The organism is Mycobacterium dioxanotrophicus (assembly GCF_002157835.1).
Classification (GTDB): Bacteria; Actinomycetota; Actinomycetes; order Mycobacteriales; family Mycobacteriaceae; genus Mycobacterium; species Mycobacterium dioxanotrophicus.
In genome coordinates, this window is the sequence record NZ_CP020811.1 from 102407 (window position 1) to 119789 (window position 17383).

Annotated in this window: 19 protein-coding genes; 3 read left to right on the forward strand and 16 right to left on the reverse strand. The window is 64.0% G+C overall.

From position 1 onward, the window contains the following. Positions 1 to 92: 92 nt before the first annotated feature. The 6 genes from BTO20_RS37840 to eccB form a co-directional block, all read right to left on the reverse strand. A complete protein-coding gene (locus BTO20_RS37840; RefSeq protein ID WP_087083611.1) occupies positions 93 to 380 on the reverse strand; it encodes a WXG100 family type VII secretion target in 288 nt (95 codons plus the stop codon). Between the two features lie 35 nt (positions 381 to 415). Continuing rightward, positions 416 to 712, reverse strand: a complete 297-nt coding sequence (locus BTO20_RS37845) for a WXG100 family type VII secretion target (protein ID WP_087083613.1) — start codon at positions 710 to 712, stop codon at positions 416 to 418. Between the two features lie 120 nt (positions 713 to 832). Then, entirely contained in the window at positions 833 to 2188 is a 1356-nt protein-coding gene (locus BTO20_RS37850; RefSeq protein WP_157680468.1) for a PPE domain-containing protein, read from the reverse strand. Positions 2189 to 2217: 29 nt separating this feature from the next. Continuing rightward, entirely contained in the window at positions 2218 to 2517 is a 300-nt protein-coding gene (locus tag BTO20_RS37855) for a PE domain-containing protein (RefSeq protein WP_087083617.1), read from the reverse strand. A 170-nt stretch (positions 2518 to 2687) separates the two neighbouring features. Continuing rightward, the gene (locus BTO20_RS37860; RefSeq protein WP_157680469.1) at positions 2688 to 6920 is read right to left on the reverse strand and encodes an FtsK/SpoIIIE domain-containing protein; all 4233 of its coding nucleotides are present in this window, start codon (positions 6918 to 6920) and stop codon (positions 2688 to 2690) included. Between the two features lie 55 nt (positions 6921 to 6975). Then, positions 6976 to 8541, reverse strand: coding sequence for a type VII secretion protein EccB (gene eccB, locus BTO20_RS37865; protein ID WP_087083621.1), 1566 nt, complete (start codon positions 8539 to 8541; stop codon positions 6976 to 6978). 227 nt (positions 8542 to 8768) lie between these two features. Here eccB and BTO20_RS37870 point away from each other — a divergent pair, with 227 nt between their 5' ends. Further along, positions 8769 to 8996, forward strand: a complete 228-nt coding sequence (locus BTO20_RS37870; RefSeq protein WP_087083623.1) for a hypothetical protein — start codon at positions 8769 to 8771, stop codon at positions 8994 to 8996. Between the two features lie 10 nt (positions 8997 to 9006). Here the strand turns inward: BTO20_RS37870 and BTO20_RS37875 are convergent, their stop codons facing one another. Beyond that, a complete protein-coding gene (locus BTO20_RS37875; RefSeq protein ID WP_157680470.1) occupies positions 9007 to 9837 on the reverse strand; it encodes a hypothetical protein in 831 nt (276 codons plus the stop codon). A 1170-nt stretch (positions 9838 to 11007) separates the two neighbouring features. On the opposite strand from BTO20_RS37875, the gene BTO20_RS41190 reads away from it, so the two are divergent. After that, on the forward strand, positions 11008 to 11133 hold the full coding sequence (locus tag BTO20_RS41190; RefSeq protein WP_269770372.1) for a hypothetical protein: 126 nt from the start codon (positions 11008 to 11010) through the stop codon (positions 11131 to 11133). 233 nt (positions 11134 to 11366) lie between these two features. Here the strand turns inward: BTO20_RS41190 and BTO20_RS37880 are convergent, their stop codons facing one another. The 6 genes from BTO20_RS37880 to BTO20_RS39735 form a co-directional block, all read right to left on the reverse strand. Further along, on the reverse strand, positions 11367 to 11549 hold the full coding sequence (locus tag BTO20_RS37880) for a hypothetical protein (RefSeq protein ID WP_087083627.1): 183 nt from the start codon (positions 11547 to 11549) through the stop codon (positions 11367 to 11369). A gap of 110 nt (positions 11550 to 11659) precedes the next feature. Continuing rightward, the gene (locus BTO20_RS37885; RefSeq protein ID WP_087083629.1) at positions 11660 to 12151 is read right to left on the reverse strand and encodes a hypothetical protein; all 492 of its coding nucleotides are present in this window, start codon (positions 12149 to 12151) and stop codon (positions 11660 to 11662) included. A gap of 390 nt (positions 12152 to 12541) precedes the next feature. Beyond that, positions 12542 to 13072: a hypothetical protein gene (locus BTO20_RS37890; RefSeq protein WP_087083631.1), complete on the reverse strand. Its 531-nt coding sequence runs from the start codon at positions 13070 to 13072 to the stop codon at positions 12542 to 12544. Between the two features lie 91 nt (positions 13073 to 13163). Next, positions 13164 to 13481: a hypothetical protein gene (locus BTO20_RS37895; protein ID WP_087083633.1), complete on the reverse strand. Its 318-nt coding sequence runs from the start codon at positions 13479 to 13481 to the stop codon at positions 13164 to 13166. A 95-nt stretch (positions 13482 to 13576) separates the two neighbouring features. Beyond that, positions 13577 to 13978: an LppP/LprE family lipoprotein gene (locus BTO20_RS39730; RefSeq protein WP_157680471.1), complete on the reverse strand. Its 402-nt coding sequence runs from the start codon at positions 13976 to 13978 to the stop codon at positions 13577 to 13579. A gap of 139 nt (positions 13979 to 14117) precedes the next feature. Beyond that, positions 14118 to 14858 (reverse strand): hypothetical protein, encoded by a 741-nt coding sequence (locus BTO20_RS39735; RefSeq protein ID WP_157680472.1) that lies wholly within the window; start codon positions 14856 to 14858, stop codon positions 14118 to 14120. 178 nt (positions 14859 to 15036) lie between these two features. Here BTO20_RS39735 and BTO20_RS37905 point away from each other — a divergent pair, with 178 nt between their 5' ends. Next, positions 15037 to 15282, forward strand: coding sequence for a hypothetical protein (locus BTO20_RS37905; protein ID WP_087083637.1), 246 nt, complete (start codon positions 15037 to 15039; stop codon positions 15280 to 15282). Between the two features lie 159 nt (positions 15283 to 15441). Here BTO20_RS37905 and BTO20_RS39740 read toward each other — a convergent pair whose 3' ends face one another. The 3 genes from BTO20_RS39740 to BTO20_RS37920 all read right to left on the reverse strand — a co-directional run bounded on the left by BTO20_RS39740 (position 15442) and on the right by BTO20_RS37920 (position 17057). Next, the gene (locus BTO20_RS39740; protein ID WP_157680473.1) at positions 15442 to 15687 is read right to left on the reverse strand and encodes a DUF4226 domain-containing protein; all 246 of its coding nucleotides are present in this window, start codon (positions 15685 to 15687) and stop codon (positions 15442 to 15444) included. 52 nt (positions 15688 to 15739) lie between these two features. After that, entirely contained in the window at positions 15740 to 16486 is a 747-nt protein-coding gene (locus BTO20_RS39745; protein WP_157680474.1) for a hypothetical protein, read from the reverse strand. Between the two features lie 196 nt (positions 16487 to 16682). After that, on the reverse strand, positions 16683 to 17057 hold the full coding sequence (locus tag BTO20_RS37920; RefSeq protein ID WP_232491369.1) for a hypothetical protein: 375 nt from the start codon (positions 17055 to 17057) through the stop codon (positions 16683 to 16685). Positions 17058 to 17383: the final 326 nt, after the last annotated feature.

A 17383-nucleotide genomic window follows, 5' to 3' on the forward strand; every position in this document is an offset into this window, starting at 1 on the left:
AATTGTGAATCGTCTTGGCTTAGATACTCAGCGGGGCCACGACCCGTAGGTGAACGGATCGTGGCCCCGGTAGTGCTGCGAGATGCCGAACGTTAGGCCCACTGGGCAGCGTTCGTGGCTTCCTGGGCTCGCATCTCCTCATTGGCGATGTTCGCCTTCTTGATGTAGTTGTTGGTCGCCGTGATCACGTTGTCCAACGTGCTGGTCACCCGCCGCGAAAACTGGTTGGCGGCCTCGTGAGCGTCGCCGTGCCAGTAGTTGGTCCACGTGGTCAGCTCGCTGTCCATCTCTTCGCGCTTGGCCGTGAGGACGGCGACGGTCCCCGTCATCTCGGCGAGCTGGCCCTCGATCGCCGCGAAACTGTGCCGAATCTGGCTCATGTGATGAAAACTCCTGTCGTGTAGTGGTTTGTGGCTTACAGTCCGGTGCTGCCCAGCGACGCGGCGTTGGAGTGATCCGTGGTGCCGTAGCCGGTGCCGGTCTTGGAGGTTTTCTGACTGACCTCCTGCATCATCGCCTGCCCCTTCTGCAACTGAGTGGTCAGCTCGGCAGAGCCGATCTGAAATGCGTTCTGTCCCTCGCCGATCCAGATCGCCTTGGTGGATTCCACGCCACCTTGCAGCTTGCCGATCAAACCCTGGACCTCATCGGCGAGACCGCTGATCTTCGTGGCACTCGCCGCCTGGGCGGCGACATCAGTTTCCATAGCCATTGTGAAAATGCTCCCTTGTTGATTGTGTTGCCCGCGTACGGGTTTCGTGATATCGGTAGTCTGCCTGCGCCCGCTGACGAGCGCAACGATCACAGCGTCATGCGTCTCACACGCCCCCCTTTAGCTGGCCATCTCATCGCCCACCTCCTGCGGCCCGAGCCTCGTCGACGACGCATACTTGTTCGCCGTACCGCTGCCGCTCCCATTGCGGTCCTGACCATGCAGGGGCGCCCCGTACATACCGGTCCCGCCGGGCGTCGCCCCCGCGGGATTTGTCTGAGGACCACCGGCCCCGGAAGGGCCCGTCGCGGACAGTGAGGAGCCGGGAAGCCGGAGCCCCGATACGCCGCTGCCGCCACTGCCGAGCAATCCGCTGCCGCCCACCCCCAGAGACGCCGGGCGGGTCAGCGCCGCCGCCAAACCACCGCCACTGCCCGTGGCGAATCCGGCCGGAATCGATGACGTCTCGGCACCAGTCAACCCAGGCGCAGCGAAGTTGGACGGCGACGACATCAACGGCTGCAGCATCGATCCGAACTGACTGCTCATCTGCATCGGTGCGGACATGACCTGCTGCATGGGCTGGGTCACCTGCTGGGCCATCTGCGCAGGCAATTGACCTGCACTGCTAAGCATTCCAGACATCTGACTGCCGAGCTGGCTGGCCTGCTGCCCGCCCAGATCGCTGGCCTTGTCCAGCGGGTTGTTGCTCTTGGCCTGCTCCTGCGCCTGGCCGTCGTGACGATCGGCCGCACTGGCGATCACCGCGGAATTCGGCCGAGAGTTCCCTCCGGCCCATACGGCGTCCCCGCCGGCCCCTTCGACGGCTAGGCCATCGAGGGAAGCCTCATTGGCCAGCGTCACCAGCTTGTCCAGGCCCGCCAGCGGTACTCGCATTGACGCGGACATGGCGTTGGCCGTCGGTGCTCCGATCATCCCAGGGTTCACCGGCACTGTGGGCGGCAGCCACGGCGCCAAACTGCTTGTTGCCGTGGCTGTCTCGACATCACTGGTGGCCCGGGCGAATGCCGCCTGAAACCACATCTCCAGATACTGAGTGTCCTCCACGTTGATCGCCGGGGTGTTCACCCCGAAGAAATTCGTGGCGTTCAGCACGCCCCAGGTGACCCTGTTCTCGGTCACCACACCGGGGTGGGGTGCGCCGGCGATCGCCGCGGTGATCGACGCCGCCGCCGCCTGAATCTGCGCTTGCGTCGCCGTCCCATTGACCGCCAGACTCTGAAACCACTCGATGAGCGGCATCAGCTGCGACTCGTGCTGAATTGCCGCCTCGCCCTGCCACTGTGCCCGCGCGGCATTGAGGATGCCCAACAGAGTTTGAGCATTGGCTTCGTCCTGCGCGGCCGCTGCGGCGAACGCCAGCGCGGCTTGCTCCAACGTCGCCGGACCGGCCCCACCGTGCACAAGCCCGGAGTTGACCTCCGGCGGGAAGGCTCCCACTCCCGGGTCGGTCACTGATTGCCCCCGTCGAATTCGTTGTCTGGCTAGAGCAGTGTGGCGGCGTTGGTGTCATCGACAATCTCGTAGGCCAGACCGTTTTCGGCGTACGCCGCCGCGACCAGGCCCACCATCGCAGCACCCAGCTGGCTCATCGCCAGCTTCTGGGTGCCATGTGCGATCACCCGCGCCGTGCTGGCGACCACAGTCGGGCTCGCAGTGCCCGGAAGGACGGCCGTCATCGGCACCGCCTCGGCCACCGCCCCCGATTCCACGGTCACTGCGGTCGTTGCTGTCGCCCCCGACGCGGCAGCAAGCGAACCCGGCTCAGCGAACAATTCGATCATCAGAATTCCCCTTCAAATCCCCGCAGCGGCACCACGGTCACGGCACCTTGACCTCAAGATAATGGACATCTCAGCGAGCGCAATCAGCACAACAAATCGGGCATGAGCACGACGGATTCGACCGCCCACCGCCGCGCCAGTGGTTGTCAATATTCGAAAGCGCGGCCATATCACCGTGCATCGTCGATGACACCGACTTGGATCATCATCGACCCACGACGCCCGATGTAATTGCCCCGACCCTCGGGCAGCACCATGCCCTTGGTCTTTGCCACGACGTTCGAGGTCAGCTCCTTATCCGACATCAACAACACGGGCGCCGCGCAGGCTTTCACCCCCGGCATCAACCCGCGGGTGCCGTCCCACACGGTGCCGTTGGTGGAGTGTGCGGCGATGAGCCGCACACCCGACCGTGCACCCATCGCAATCCCCTTTTGTAGCGGCGTGAAGACATCCTCATAGCCTTGGACGAACGACTCGTAGTCATCGATCACGATGAAGATCTCCGGACCCTCAAACGCCGCTGTAGCCAGTCGTCGCCGCCGCAGCAGCTCGTCCTGGTCGAGCACCTCGTCGCCGCCGCGGTCGGCCACCAAGCTGACCAGATAGTCGACCATCGGCTTGGCCTGCGCGAGCTGATACACGTACCCGCCCGGGGCGAGGTTGGCGGTCTGGATCGCCCCCAGCAGTCCCTGCTGCTGATCGAACACCACGATGACCGGTTTGTTGTCTGCCGGCGCCGCGGTGGCGTAGGCATCCAGCTGCGTCGCGATCGTACGTAGCGTCGTGGTCTTGCCGCACTGGCTGTCACCCATCACCACCAGAGAACCGTCCTCGGCCGGCGTCCAGTACTGGGTAGCCTGGTCCACCTCGCGCAAGCCCAGGACGAACTGCCCGGGCTGACCCGCGGCCAGCTCGGACACCGAAACCCGCTCAGGCAGCTGCGGAATACCCCTGGCCTCCCGGGCGCCGGGATGCATCGCGTTGATGAACCCGCACGCCTCTTCGCCGGCGAGCTCGGTATCACCGACGTTGATGGTCGGCGACGCGAACAGGATGTGATGCGCTGAATCGGGAGGGATGGATTCCATCGTGTTGGCCATGGCCGCAGCCGTCGACTTGCGGGCACCGCCGGTGCCCTCCGCCGAAATGAGCCCGCGGCCCGGGAAGTTCGGCACCGCCTCGGCGTTCTGCCGCGTCATCTGCGATTCCGTCGAATCCGCCATCTTCAACTCATAGATATGGCCGAAGCTGTCGCCGAATCTGTGCATGTTCGCCGTGGATTTCGACGCCTGCGTGAACACCAGGTGGATGCCGTAGCCCGGGCCACGCTGAGCCAGGGGCAGCAGCACGCTGTCGCGATACTCCAAGAACTCGCCACAGACCGTGTCGGCCTGGTCGATCACGAAATACACGTCCCCGTAACCATCGTCGGGCGCAAAGCCGGGCTCACCCCCGAACCGACGGCGCCGCCACTGCTGCAGATCCACCCGCGCGCGCGCCCACGAGGCCTCACGCTCACGGAACAAGTGCCAGATGCTTTGAAACAGGCGCTCGACCGCGTAGCGGTCACCGGTGCCGCGCACAACCTCGCCAACGTGCGCGAGGCCTTCCAGGAACTGCAGCTTTCCGCCGCCATTGTCCAAGATGTAGAACTGCACGCGCTCAGGGGAATACACCTGCGCCGCACCCAACACCACCGACGCTAGTGCCAGCGACTTGCCCGACTGCGGGCCACCGTAAATGACGGCATTCTGACCCAGCTGTACCGTCAGCACATCCTGGGACAGTTCCCGGGGCAGGTCGACCACTCCGCAGGGCGCCACCAGGTCCTGGGGACCCGGCCGGCCCTTCTCAGAAACGAAACGCGACACGTAATCGCTCACCGGTGTGTAGCTGGTCAACTCCGGCAACCAGAAGGTGTAATCCAACGCGCAATCATGCTCACGCACATACGCTTCTATGACATCGATCGCCGCCGACATCTGAGTACGGGACAGCAGATCCTCCATATCGTCATCGTCATCGTCGGCGCCATCATCGGAAACACCGTCGAGAGTCTCGGGGATTTCGTCGTCGCCGCCATCCTTGTCGACGCCGGTGTCGGGCAGATCGGCAGCCGAGTAGGTCGCTTCAATCGCTGCCGCGGCCAGGTCGCCGGCCGCCGAGAGCAGTCGCGGTTTGAAGTGCTCCCGAATGCTGCGGGTCTGCTCCGCCGCTTCGGCTTCCGCCGGCGGCACGTACGGTTTGCGCGCATAGGCGACCTCAACGCGCTGAGGGGGGATCGAAGCTTCCGGGTCTTCCACCCAATATCCGACACCCGGTCGCTTCGGCAATGCGCCCGGGCTCGATGTGCCCAGGATGTCGCGATAGTCCTGGTGGTTGTTCATCTTCATGCCGAGGCGGCCGGTCAGGTGCGGCGCGATACCCTCCATCAACGACGCGTTGAACGTCTGGCTCACCGGCATCATGGATCCACCCAGCGAACGCATCACCGTGCCATATATTTTCATGATGGCCAGCAGCTCAGGGGCCTCGCGCTTGGCCTGCATCAGCTCGTCGAACGGGACGAACCAGAACGGCATCGGGGGCAGACCCAATTCCGGATGCTTACGCCGATACGCCCGATACTGGTAGATGTCGTTGACCTTCTCACCGAGCGAGTCGATCAGCCGCTGCCGGCGGATCATCTCACCCTGAAATACCTGCCGCAGCCGCGCTACCCGATCCGGGCTGTTGTCGAGGTTGTTGAGCACCACCAACACGTGCGGCAGCCGTTCAAGCCCGGCGAAAGTCTTGCGGCCCTTGAAGTCCGCCGGAGTGATGATCAAATCTTCGGGCGAGTGCGTCATGCACAGCGACACGACCAGCGTGCGAAGGAAGTCCGACTTGCCCGCACCCGTCGCCCCGGCAGTGCCCAGGTGCGGACCGTTCCTACCTTCTTTCATGTCGATGTACCAAGTGCGGTGGCTATCGAGATAGCGGCCCACCGGCACACGCATCAGATTGTGCTTCGTCGACGCCCACTTCCACATCTCGCCCGGGTCCCAATTGCCCGCGTCAGCGATGTTGTGCAGCTTCCACAGATCCAGGTCCGACTCAACCTCGCCGCTATCGGCGAGCACCTTGCTGGCCTTGCGGCCCTGCCGGTACCGAGACAGCTTGCGTGCGAACGATTCCCAGGACTCCATGCTCATCGCGTCAGGCACAGCCAGGAACTCGGGCGCACCACCGGACAACGGCGTCTTGGCGACCTCGCCGTCAGCGAAATGCAGAGTGGATTGCGGAACGACCAAGGGGCACCGGCCCGTCAGATCCAGCACGGTGGACGCCTCACGGCCTTTGCCGTTCACGATGAACGTGTCCCAGTCCTCGGTGCTGCCGGTGTCGACGAGCACCACCAAGTGCTTTACCGCCGCCGGCCCCGCATCCTCCGGTGCGCCGCCCTGGCCGGCCGCCGAAGTCAGCGACGGGCCGGCGCCTTTCATCGTGCGCTGCGTGTGCTGGCCGCGGTCGCGAAGATCATCCCCGAGCTGCTCCATCATCTCGGCCACCGATCCGAACGTCAGCGGCCGGTGGTTCATACGGTGGTGGGGAAGCCATTTCACCGCATCCCAATAGTGGGCGCGGTCCTCGTCGACGATCACCGCCACCATCACATCGTCAGGGCCGTGGAAGAAGGCCAAGTGCGCCAGGATCGCTCGCGCGCTGGCCCGCGCGGCGTCCGCGTCGCCGATCAAGGCCCACGCCGCCTGGTCGCTGAGACTGATCGGCCGCGGAATGTCGCGCACGAACGTGTGCTCGTGGATCAGGTCATTGACCGCCTGCACGCACGCCGGTTCCTGATCCTCCATGGCGCCCACGTCCAAACGCTCGAAAGATCGCATCGCCGCCACGGTCCCGAGGCCGATCCGCGCGTGCAGAAACTCGCTGCTGGTATCGCCCGTCGCCCGCCGCCGCCACATCAATGGCGAGGCAGCGCCGATCTTGCCGACCAGCTCGTCACACGGCGGGTAGTGAAACTCCGCCACCGCATACTGGATCTTCGCCGCCTCGATCGAATCGTCACGCACCGCATCGAGATACCGCAGGTAGTCCGACCGTTCTTTGACCACCTCCTGCTTCTTGTCGCCGCCGCGGTTGCGCAGCATCATCGCCATACCCATCACCAGCATGAGTGGGAACAACATGCCGACGCCACCGCGGAACATTCCCGTCGACCAGCCGGCCACCACGAGGCCACCGATAGCCACGAGCATCACCAACGGGCCGAACCGCTCGGCGCCGGTCGGCGGCGGCTTCTGCGGAACCGACGGCGGCGCTTTGAGCTGCACCGAATCAGCTTTGATGCTCGGCGGCTTAACATCATCATTCTTGGGCCGCACATGGACGATAGTGCTCACAGAGATACTCCCTTGTCACCAAAAACTAAGCGCTGCAATATCTGCGACATGCGCGTCACTTTCCGTCCGTCGACGGAGGTACCAGCAATCCGGGGTAAGGATCGATCGGCATACTCGTGTGCTCAACCATCGCGTCGTCTTTGGTCAACGCCACATGCTCAGGCAAACCCCTCGGGAACAGCCTCAGCACCGAAGCCGGCATCGGCAGCTGGTCACCGCCCAGGCCCACGCTCTCGCGCTGCTGCTGATCACTGGAGAGCCCGAATCGCGTACCCGACGGGGACAACCACCACATCGTCTCCCTCGAATCCGACGTCGCCGCGTTCCCCGTCACCGCAACGTAATTCGCGGCATCCGGCGCCATCCACACGAAATCGGCACCGTCGCGGACCTTGCCGGGCATACCCACCGGCACCAGCGCGTTATCCGCCGCCGGCGCGATCGGCAGCTCCGTACCGACCACGACGCGTGATACCGCCGTTGTCGAGGTGCGGCCCTTCTCCCACAGCCAGCACGTCACCGGCTTGGCGGTCGGATCGACCACCCGCACCGGCACCGGCGGGAACTGGTCGGCCTGAATTATCGTCACCTGCGGCACCGCCGCGACCGCATCCGGTGAAACCACCGGGGGAGTGGCCAGCCCGTAGGCGTTCTGTGACCGCAGCATCGCCGCCACCGTCGAGGAGATCTTCTGCACTCCAGCCTTGAGCACCACATAGAACTGCGTGCCCCGCCCCGGCACCTCGGACTGCACGACCGACCCGATCGTCGTGGCAGGGCCGCCCAAGTTCCACGGTGATGGCGTCCCCGCATCTGGAACGCTGGGTACCACCAACGGCAAATTCGACGGGATCGCGTTGCCCACCGCTCCCGACAACGGCATCGGTGCGGCCGCGCCCACGCGGTCAATACCCAACGCCGACAACACGATCCGGTCCGCCGGATCGAACGCCGACTTCACACCGTTCCACACCAGAAACGTTTGGCCACCCAGGGATCCCACCAGCGCCTCAGTCGGCGACAATTCCGCATTGCGGCCGCCGCCTATCTGCACGCCGCCGTTGATCACCGTGATAACCGGCCTGCTGGCCACCGAGTTCACCGCCGCCCGCTGGCACGCCGCCACCGACGTCCCCGAGCCGTTCGTCACGCTCATCGCGAACGGCGCCCCGATAATGCCGACCGGAAGTCCCTTCGGCTCTTTCGCGATCGACTCATGAGTAGCCCCGGTCGGATCCTGATTTGTCCCCACAATCAACCGGGCCGAGGTCAGATTCAGCACCGGATGCAGCCGACCGTTGACATTCACATACAGCTCATACGACGAGCGGTCCGCCACAATTTTCGACTTCCCGACAACCCCGGCCGGCCGGATAATCCCGAACACAAACGCGCCGCCAATCGCAAGCACCCACAACAGGGCACACACCACCGGCATCCGCCGAACCCACACCGCCAAATCGAAATGCATTGCTACATTGCGCAGCGTCAACCCATACCCGGTGCGCGACCGCAGCCACGAATACGCCGTGACCTGCTTCCATGTCGTCAACAGCCCCCGGTATCGGTCCGGCACCCGCCCCTGGCGAGATCCCGGCCCCTGCGCGTCATCATCAGCCACAGCAGCAGGCTAACAAGCAGTTACGACGAGCACCACAGGCAAAGACCATTACTGAAATGCGCCTTATAACACCCATCCACGAGCGTCCGGGCATCCGCTACACCTCAGTGAACCCGCGCCGCATGTTACGAAATGCACTGCACGACAACGCTAGCGCGGAATGCAGTGGCCCGTTACCATAGCCATGAAATCGGGATCACCGTCAAACTCTTAGGAGCACATCAGAAATGGCCTTCACCGTTTACTACCCGGAGAATGAATCCGGCACATTCACCGATGACGACACGTTCGCCGTCAGCGCGGGTGGCGTCCTGAAAGTGACCTACACGTCCAAGTCGATGATTGGCGACCCGATTCGCCGCACCGACTACTACAGCCCGAGCGCGTGGAAGAAACTAACTGAGACCCCAGCCTCGAACCACCAAACTCCCGGCACCGAAGGTATGTACAAGTAAAGTCGGTCAGTCAGGCGTTGACCGGTCCGACCGACGCGCCCGCTGCCGACGCCGTGTACACGATGTCCTCAACTGGCGAATCATCGCGACCCCACAACAACAGCGTCTCCATCGCGCGGACCTCCCAAAACCGGTTCACATACGCGATACCGAACGCCTCACCCGGCACCGATTCCGCCGTGAACCCAGGCCGCAGCGCACCCACCATCACCCGCGCATGGTCATAGCGCTTACGCAGCGCCTCCCACTCCGCATCCGGCAGCCAGCCATCCCGCAGCAGCAACTCCCACTGCGGCCGCAACGACGCGGCCGCCGGCATGTTCATCACCGCCTCCAACACCCGGTTCGCCAGATCCCGGCGTGTCGTCTCGTCCGCACGCCGCACATCGTCGTAGTACCGCTTGTCCTGCACCTTGAGTCGATGCGAATTGCGGCCCCCGTCACCTGTCAAGGGCTGAGCATCACGATCCGCCGACACGGACGGAACCGCCTCAGGGAAAATCGCTTTCGTCTGCTCACTCAACGGACCCATACTCGCCAAACCCAACAATCGCACCGTGCGCTGACTGTGCTGATCGCGCACCACCACGTAGTCGATCAACGTCCGCGCCGGATCAGCCCACCCAAACCACTTCGCATCGAAATTCTCATCATCGAGATCGACTCCAGCGTGCAGCATCGTCCGTGGCAGGAAAAACCCCTCCGGCAGCCACCCTGCACCGTCGTTGGTCATGACCACGACCTCCGGTGACCCCTCGGCAACCACCACCGCGGCCGCCAACACCAACCCCGGCACCGGCGAAATCGCGGAAGCTAGCGTCTTCACCGCATCTACAGCCATCCGCGCATATTGATCAACCCGCGCAGGAGCCTCCGACGAAAACGCAGCAGCCCCAGCGCTAATCGCCGGACCACCCAGACCAGCACCACCAGCGGCGGCCGCCGGCGACCCAACCGACCCCTGCGACAACCCCGGTGAAGGACTCGGGGCCGGACCAACATTCGACGCCGGGGGAGGAGCAGCCACCGGGGGCGCCGTTACCTGCCCACCCCCAGGAATGCCACCCATCGCAGCACCCATAGGACCTGAAGCGTGGGGAACGGACTGCACCGCAGGAGAACTCGCACCAAACCCAGGCGTCGGCGAAACTGCCGGCGACGCAGACGAAGACGACAACGCCGAAGCCGGCGGCACCGCCGCACTCACCGGTGGTGCCGACACAGACGGCATACCACCCCCACTCACACGCGGTGCACCCGAACCAGCGCCCGACGGCGCGCCACCACCAGGCGCACCCGTCGATGGAAGCGACGACGGCACAGGAGGCCTCACCGCGCCCGCACCATTCAACCCAGCCGCATCCACCGGCGGCCGACCCAAACCACCCAGACCCGACGCCGGCGACGTCACACCAGACGACGCACCCGACAACCCGGAAGCCGGACTACCCCCAGCCCCCAGCGACGACGGCGGAGTAACGGGCGCTGGTCCGACCGAAGCTGGTTTGGGGGCATCCGGACGTGATGTGGCGCCGCTCATCTGACCGCTGGAGTCGTGCGTCCCAGTCGTCTTATCCGCGCCAGTCCCGTCGGGACGGCCCGTATCCCCGTGCGGCTTACCATTCGCCTTATCATGGTTACTTGCATTTGAGTCCTCGTGCTGCGACTCCGATGGTGTCTCTGGCGGGCGTCCACTTTGGCCACCAAACTGCCCCGAGCCGGGGGTATTCCCCAGGCCGTCTTGCTTCGCTGGTGTGTAGTCAACGGCTTGCACGCTCGATCCGTTGCTTGGCCGGTTGCCGCCTTGAATCTGGCTGTCCTTGCCGTTCCACGATCCTGGGGTAATGGTGGCGAGGCTTGAGTACAGTCGATTGCCGTCGGCTGCGGAATCCCCGATGGCGGTGGCTAGAGTGCTGGCTACTTCGGCTCTGGCGCCTTGAATGCAGAAGAGTGCCACTGCCGCGTCCTGGTAAAGCCCTGATCGGCAATAGGCTTCGATGATCGGCCGCCAATGATCGACGGTGCTCAGCATCTCGGCCTGACCCATCTCACCGATATGGGCCATCGACGCCGCCGTGGCGGAGATGCTGCCCGCGTCCTCAGCGAGAAGCTCAGCGTCGCGAGCAATCTTCGCTAGTCGCGCGTGCATCGACTCATCATGATCGGACTGAAGCGAATTCAGCACGCCACGGCGGGCCGATTCCAACTGCTCGGCCCGCGTCGTTCGCGTCGACTGATGAGCGCTGTACGTCTGCGACACCTGCTTGAGCAGCGCAATGCCTGAGTCCTCGATCCACATGCCTTCAACGATCGCGGCACCGATCGGGTCGGCTGGCTTCATCCCGCCCGAAGCACCAGCTGCCGGCACGGCTACACCGCCACCGTCGACGCACCACTGTCACTCAGATTGACGCCGTTATTCGCATCTGTCTCAACGTAAGTCGCGAGGTTGTCGGTGCCGGTCGCTCCAGCACCGGCCTGTTCCGCGGCCGCCGCGGCGTTCGACGCCCCGTCACGTACCACCGAGAAATTGAGATCCTCCAGCGCCACCATACTGAATAAGTCTGTCCCCGCCGCCAGCACCGAAGGTGGCATTCCAAGGATCTCCGCTACCGCTCCAAACGATGAGGCCGCGCTAGCGACCTCAAGATTCAACCCCGCCATCAGCCAGGGATTCCGCAAATACGAAGGGGCGCGCTGAGCACTCGGTTGTAAAACAGGCCCGTGCCGTTTATCTCCTCGTTCGACGCATGGTCACGCTGACTGATCGTCACGGCGCGCAGGCCGGCGACGTAGTTCAACACAGCGGTGCGTAGCTCCTCGGGCGTGGAGGCAACCAAGGAGTTCTCCAAATCGGAGGTCAATTTGCTCATAGTTGCCACGAGCGTGTTAACCGTCCGAATGGAATTGGGGTCAGACCATGACAGCTTGTTGAACTGTTCGACATCGTTTACTGCACTTGCCACGGTTGGGTATTGGGTCCGCAGTACGTCGCACGTGGCCGCTTTCGCGTCCTCGGGTGAACTCACGGGCGGCGGCGCCTGGGCCACTGGCGGTTGAGCCACCGGCTGGCGATCCGCCGGCACCGACCGACTTGCAGAGCCGGCATTCGAGAATGCGACGATCGCGATCACTGATGCGATGGCCGCCAGCACGGTGACGAAGAGAGTGGCGGCCCGCCACCGCCGGGCAGCGTCCCGCAAAGCCGGTACCGCAGGAAGAGGGCGCGCAGGTGGTTGAGCACCCCAGCCAACGTCTGCACGCGGTGCGGGCGGTACGGGGACGCCGCCGGCTGCATTCGCGCCACTCCCAGGCGCGTTCCCCATCCCGGGGTGCACCGGGTCAGCCTGGGATGGGCGATCGTGTCCGATGCTCATCGCTTACCCCCTCTAAGCTGCAAATTTGCAGGTCAAGGCCGAATCTACGCGGACTGACCGACGAGGGCAACGAGCACAACACGGTCCGCGGGCCATAAGAGCGCGCAAACGCAGGACTGGCGGAGTGGCCACGTTGTCGCCCTGTTGTGGAACTCGTCGTTGGAGGGTTCAACGTACTGACTCGTCGTGCAAAGTGATAGGGACGTCGAGGCTGGGCCAGCCATGCCGCCACCGATTCCACCGATCCCCGGTATCGGCGGACCATACAACCAGCGCGATCACACCAACGATCATCACCGCCACCGTCAGCGAGATACCAGCAGTCGTCCGGCCAGCGCTGTGACGGACAATCCACACCGCGGCGAGTCCGGCCGCCAGGAACACACCAGTGAGAAGCGTTGCGGAAAACCAGCTTTGAGCGTGGCGCAATGCCCAACCCAGTATGAAATACCAGCCAATGCATGCCAAAACGCCAACGGCGAGCCAGATTGCGGCCTCGGTGAAAGCCGACCGCGCCTTACCGGTGCCACTGTCCGTGGAACCTTTGTACGCAGCGGTGAACGCGACGGCCAAACCACCCGTCGCTAAGGCGGTGACGACACCCAACGCGATCAGAACAAGGAACCACTGAACACCCACCCATGGCTGCGGATCCACCCTGGTGATATCGGCCAATGAGATCCCCGCGCTGACATTCATGCGGTGAGAGTAGGGCGATTACTGCGCAAATCTCGCCCACGACACGCCCGACTCGTAGGCTGATTACCAGCGCTTTCGAATTACACCCGTGTTACTCACGTTCAGGCATGGTATAGCCTGCTATGCCCTGGCCGGGTCCGGCCCACGACGTCGTCGCGTAGGCGTGGACGTCGACGCCGGCGCTGGCTAGGTCGAACACGCTGAAGCCGTACGGGTAGAGCACGTCGGTGACGCCGTGGATTGATCGCGCATCGAGCTGGGTTGTTGTAGGGGTGCCCATGCAGTAGCCATTGGGGGCCAGTGGAGGTCGACCCACCACGTAGCCCGGCGATGCCGGTATGAGCGAGTCGTCGTCATCGTTGATGCCTGTGGGAGGGCGATGGGTGATCACCATCTCGGCGGCCGCCAATGGATCGATTGCGGCCGCATACTGCCGCTTGCTTGCGTGAATAGAACGTCTTCGGGGCCCGGCTTATTTCGGACACAGCCTTGCACGGCGAGGTATCAGGGGTGCTCCGGTGGCCAAGGTGGGGGATCAAGGGCCGTCACACCATCAACGTTCACGCGGTAGCGGACCGTGCCGGATCCGGCCGGCGCCGCGAACGGCTCCTCGTCGATGATCCACCGGTACTGCACCGTCACGACATCATCGGTCACATCCGTAACCCGCGTGTACGGGCGTGGTTCCTCAGTCGCAGTCCCCACGAAGACTCCACGGTGGAACAGCAACAGGTGCTCGGGTGTCGACACGGTGCCCTGCGCGATGACTGCCAAAACCCATGTCAGGTCACCCGATCCGCCGCGCTGGCCCGCCGTCCACGTCAGATCTGGATCGCCCCACAGGCTCTCCAAGCCGGCCACCGCAGCATCGGCAGCTTCAACACCAGGGCCTTGCGCATCACTCACATCAACCTCGCTTGACCGACGGACAGAAAAGGCTGCCGCCCAATGAATCTGAGGGGGACACCGTGGGCGGCAGCCACCACATACGCTACCGGCCCACCCGGCACCACGCTCACGGAATTTTCCACGGCCACCACAACCGTCAGGCCTGAGACCCGCCGTCGGCCACCGCCAGGCGTCTGGCTTCCAGAGCCTCGATGTGTGCAGCGACCACATCTCGCTGTACACCCAGCAGGTACGCACCGCCACGGCCCGCCGCCGTCGACATTGCGGCGACCGGGTCCTCATCCTCATCGCCCAAGACGGCCGGCCTCAGCAGGGCCTCCCGGATCTCGTCGAGTTTCGCGCACACCGATTGCATCTCGGCGACCCGGCGGGCATCGTCAACATCGACCGGCGGCACGATGCTGTCAACCACGTCAAATGACAACGAGATCCGCCGCTCAACCTCGAACTGCGAGGTATCTTTCTCGCCCCACAGCGCGACCTTCGCGCTCAAGGCCGCGGCACTCATCATGTCGAGCAGCACCGTTCCCCGCAGCATGCTTTCCATCCGAGCCGCGATCACGTCCAGATCGAACGACACCCGATACGCAACGCCACCGCGGCCGGCCTTCACGTTGTCTGGTTCGGGCATATCTCCATACGCCCGAACACCTTCGGCTACCCGCCGAACCTCGGTGATCAGCTTCGCCGCAGCGACAGGGTCGCACTCCACACCGCGGCCGTAAAGGTGCTGATAAGCACTCTCCGCATCCGCCACGGTCCACACACCCTCGGCGACGAATGCATCGAACTCGCCGGCCGCGCTGCGCGCCTCGAACTCGTCCTGCGTCAATGCGAGATACCCGGCAACCGCTTCCACGGTCATCGTATGGGTCACCGATCCTCCCCTCGAAATCACTTGGCCCAGCAAGTCGCAGCAGCCTCACGGAAAGCCAAACACCCCACCAACGCGAGCGCAACGAGCAAAGCGCTCCTACGGGCTGGTGATTGGTGCGCCATGACGGTGAACCCCTTGCGAGCACAACTTGTCGGCGGCCGTTGCCATACTCGCCGTCATGAACACAACGCACCTGGCAGCTCCCATCAAGCGAATCATCGCCAGCGCCTTAGACATTCCCGCGCTCACCCCGGAGGATCGGAGAACGGTCGGCGAGTTGATCGACCAGGTCGATACCACCACCACCCACTACCGACCGATGCCGCACACCACCGACACCGTCGACAAATACTCAGGCAGCCTCAAAGACCTCCTCATCCAGGCCCGCGAGGTCGTCGCCCGCCACTCTGACCCGGCAGCGTGAGCTGTAATACGAAGTCTGGCCAGTGCCGGGAGCGCGGACGCCCGCCGCAGAAGTAACGGGCTAACCACGGCCGGGAATGGAACAACCACGGACCGAACGTCAACACGAAACGACATATCACACCGTGCTGAACACTCAATCGAGCTGTTTGACAGCGCGTTAACCGCTGTACTTCTCGAGCACCTGGTGCGCATCAGTCAGCAGAGCGACCATTGCCCGCACATACTCACGCGCCCCGATCGGGGTGTCCGCCACCGGCGCGTACGCCGCCTTCGCGGTATCGGCTTTCTCCAACAGGCCGTCGAGCTGGGCCCGATCAGCGGCCGAAAGGCTTCCTATCGTCGCCGCCCGGCCCAGCATGTCCCGCAGGGAAGACTCCATCAACGTCAACGACTGGGCACTCATGGTCTCGACTCTACGAGCCGCCACCGACACCGGCAACGCACACACTGGACTGCTACTGAGCTGACAGGTGGTATGTCTCAAGGACTTTCGCCAGCACAGGATTCTCATCAGGATGAGCGACGGGCTGGCCCGCATCGACGACCATGCCAGCCTCAACTTGCCCCCGCAGCCACACCGCCCAACACACCCAATCGCTGCCGTGCTTGGAGCCGAACCGCAGCCCGATCGCCGGATCGCCATCGCTAAGGACCGGGCCGGCCATCAGCTCAGCCAGCGCGGTCGTCACGAGCCGATCCTCACTGCGCAGATCAGACACCGTCACCGGAGTCTCCGACCGCTGATATCGCTCGCAGAGCGCCTGCGGCATGTTCTCGTGCAAGTACGTCACGGTGCTCGAATGCTCGGCGTCGACGAGCCACCCGCGATCCGGCAGCAGCATCGTGTACATCCGGTACTCGTAGAGCCAGTCCAGGTCAATCACGTACGGAGCCAGCCGCTTTCCTTCGCCCGCCCAGTCATCAGCAATCAGCTGCTCGACTGTCTCACCGTCACCGACATCGTCGAACAAGTCACTGGCCAGCATCGCCGGCGGCCGCTTGAGCCCGCCCAGCAGCTCGGCGTACGCACCCTCCGGCGTCGACGCACCATAGACCGTCCGCTCGCCAGGCAGATCAAACCGATTCCACCGCGCGCGCTCCGCCGCTAAACCCGGCGCGGGGCGCTGCAACGGCCCCAGGGACCCGTACTTCGGCTTCACCAGCCGGTAGATCGTCTGACGAGCAGCCGGCAGCAGCGCCATGCGCGTCGACGAGCAGATCAGTACATCGCTTGTCACCACTGCCCTTACCTCGCACGATCGACCGAGAAGATCACCTCAGCCTATCGGCTCCCGTCGACCGAAAAACGGAAGTCGCGCCGAGATTCGTCCGTACACCGTTACGCATGTCAGGGCGTGGTGTCGGGCGACGACGTGGCGAATGGGGAGACCCCGTCAACTACCCGGCGACGACGAACTCGTCGGCGGCCGCCAGGACCTCACTGAACCGGCCCTCGCGAATCGCCATATACGGCGGCACCTCGTCAAGGCGTGGGTTCGCCCCGATGAACCAGGCCCGGGCCACCTCGTCGCCCTCCGACTCAGCAATCGTCCACCAGGCCCGATGGGCGACCTGCAAGCGCTGCAACGACTCGATGCGCGGACGCGGGCCATCGTCTATCGCCCACTTATACGGCTGCTTACGGTTTCTGACCTGCGACAACGCCGCAACCACAGTCGGACCCAGATGGTCCAGCAATTCTCGCGCCAGTTCGGCCGGCGTCAGCCTCACCGCAGCGGTGTGACTGTGGATCGCGCCATCCGACACAGCCACGACAATCCACCTCCACCCGTTCCTGACGGTTTCTATAAAACCTCTACAGGGCCGATCGTATAAAAAAGCGACTAAAAAGCAACCACAAAGGGGTAACCGCTGCATTGCCGCACCAACACGAAACACCGGTTACAACGCCCAGCCGACCCGATACAACCACGGAAAACACCTCATCGATCGAAACCGTGGATTCTCTAGGTCCGGGCCGCAGGAGGCTGCCGCAGCTGCCGTAGGGCAACTGATCATCGACGCGGTTCGACGACGGGAACGCGGCCCCCCGCAGCTTCTGCTGCTCTTCCTGTCGTCGGTGGCTGCAACACTGAACC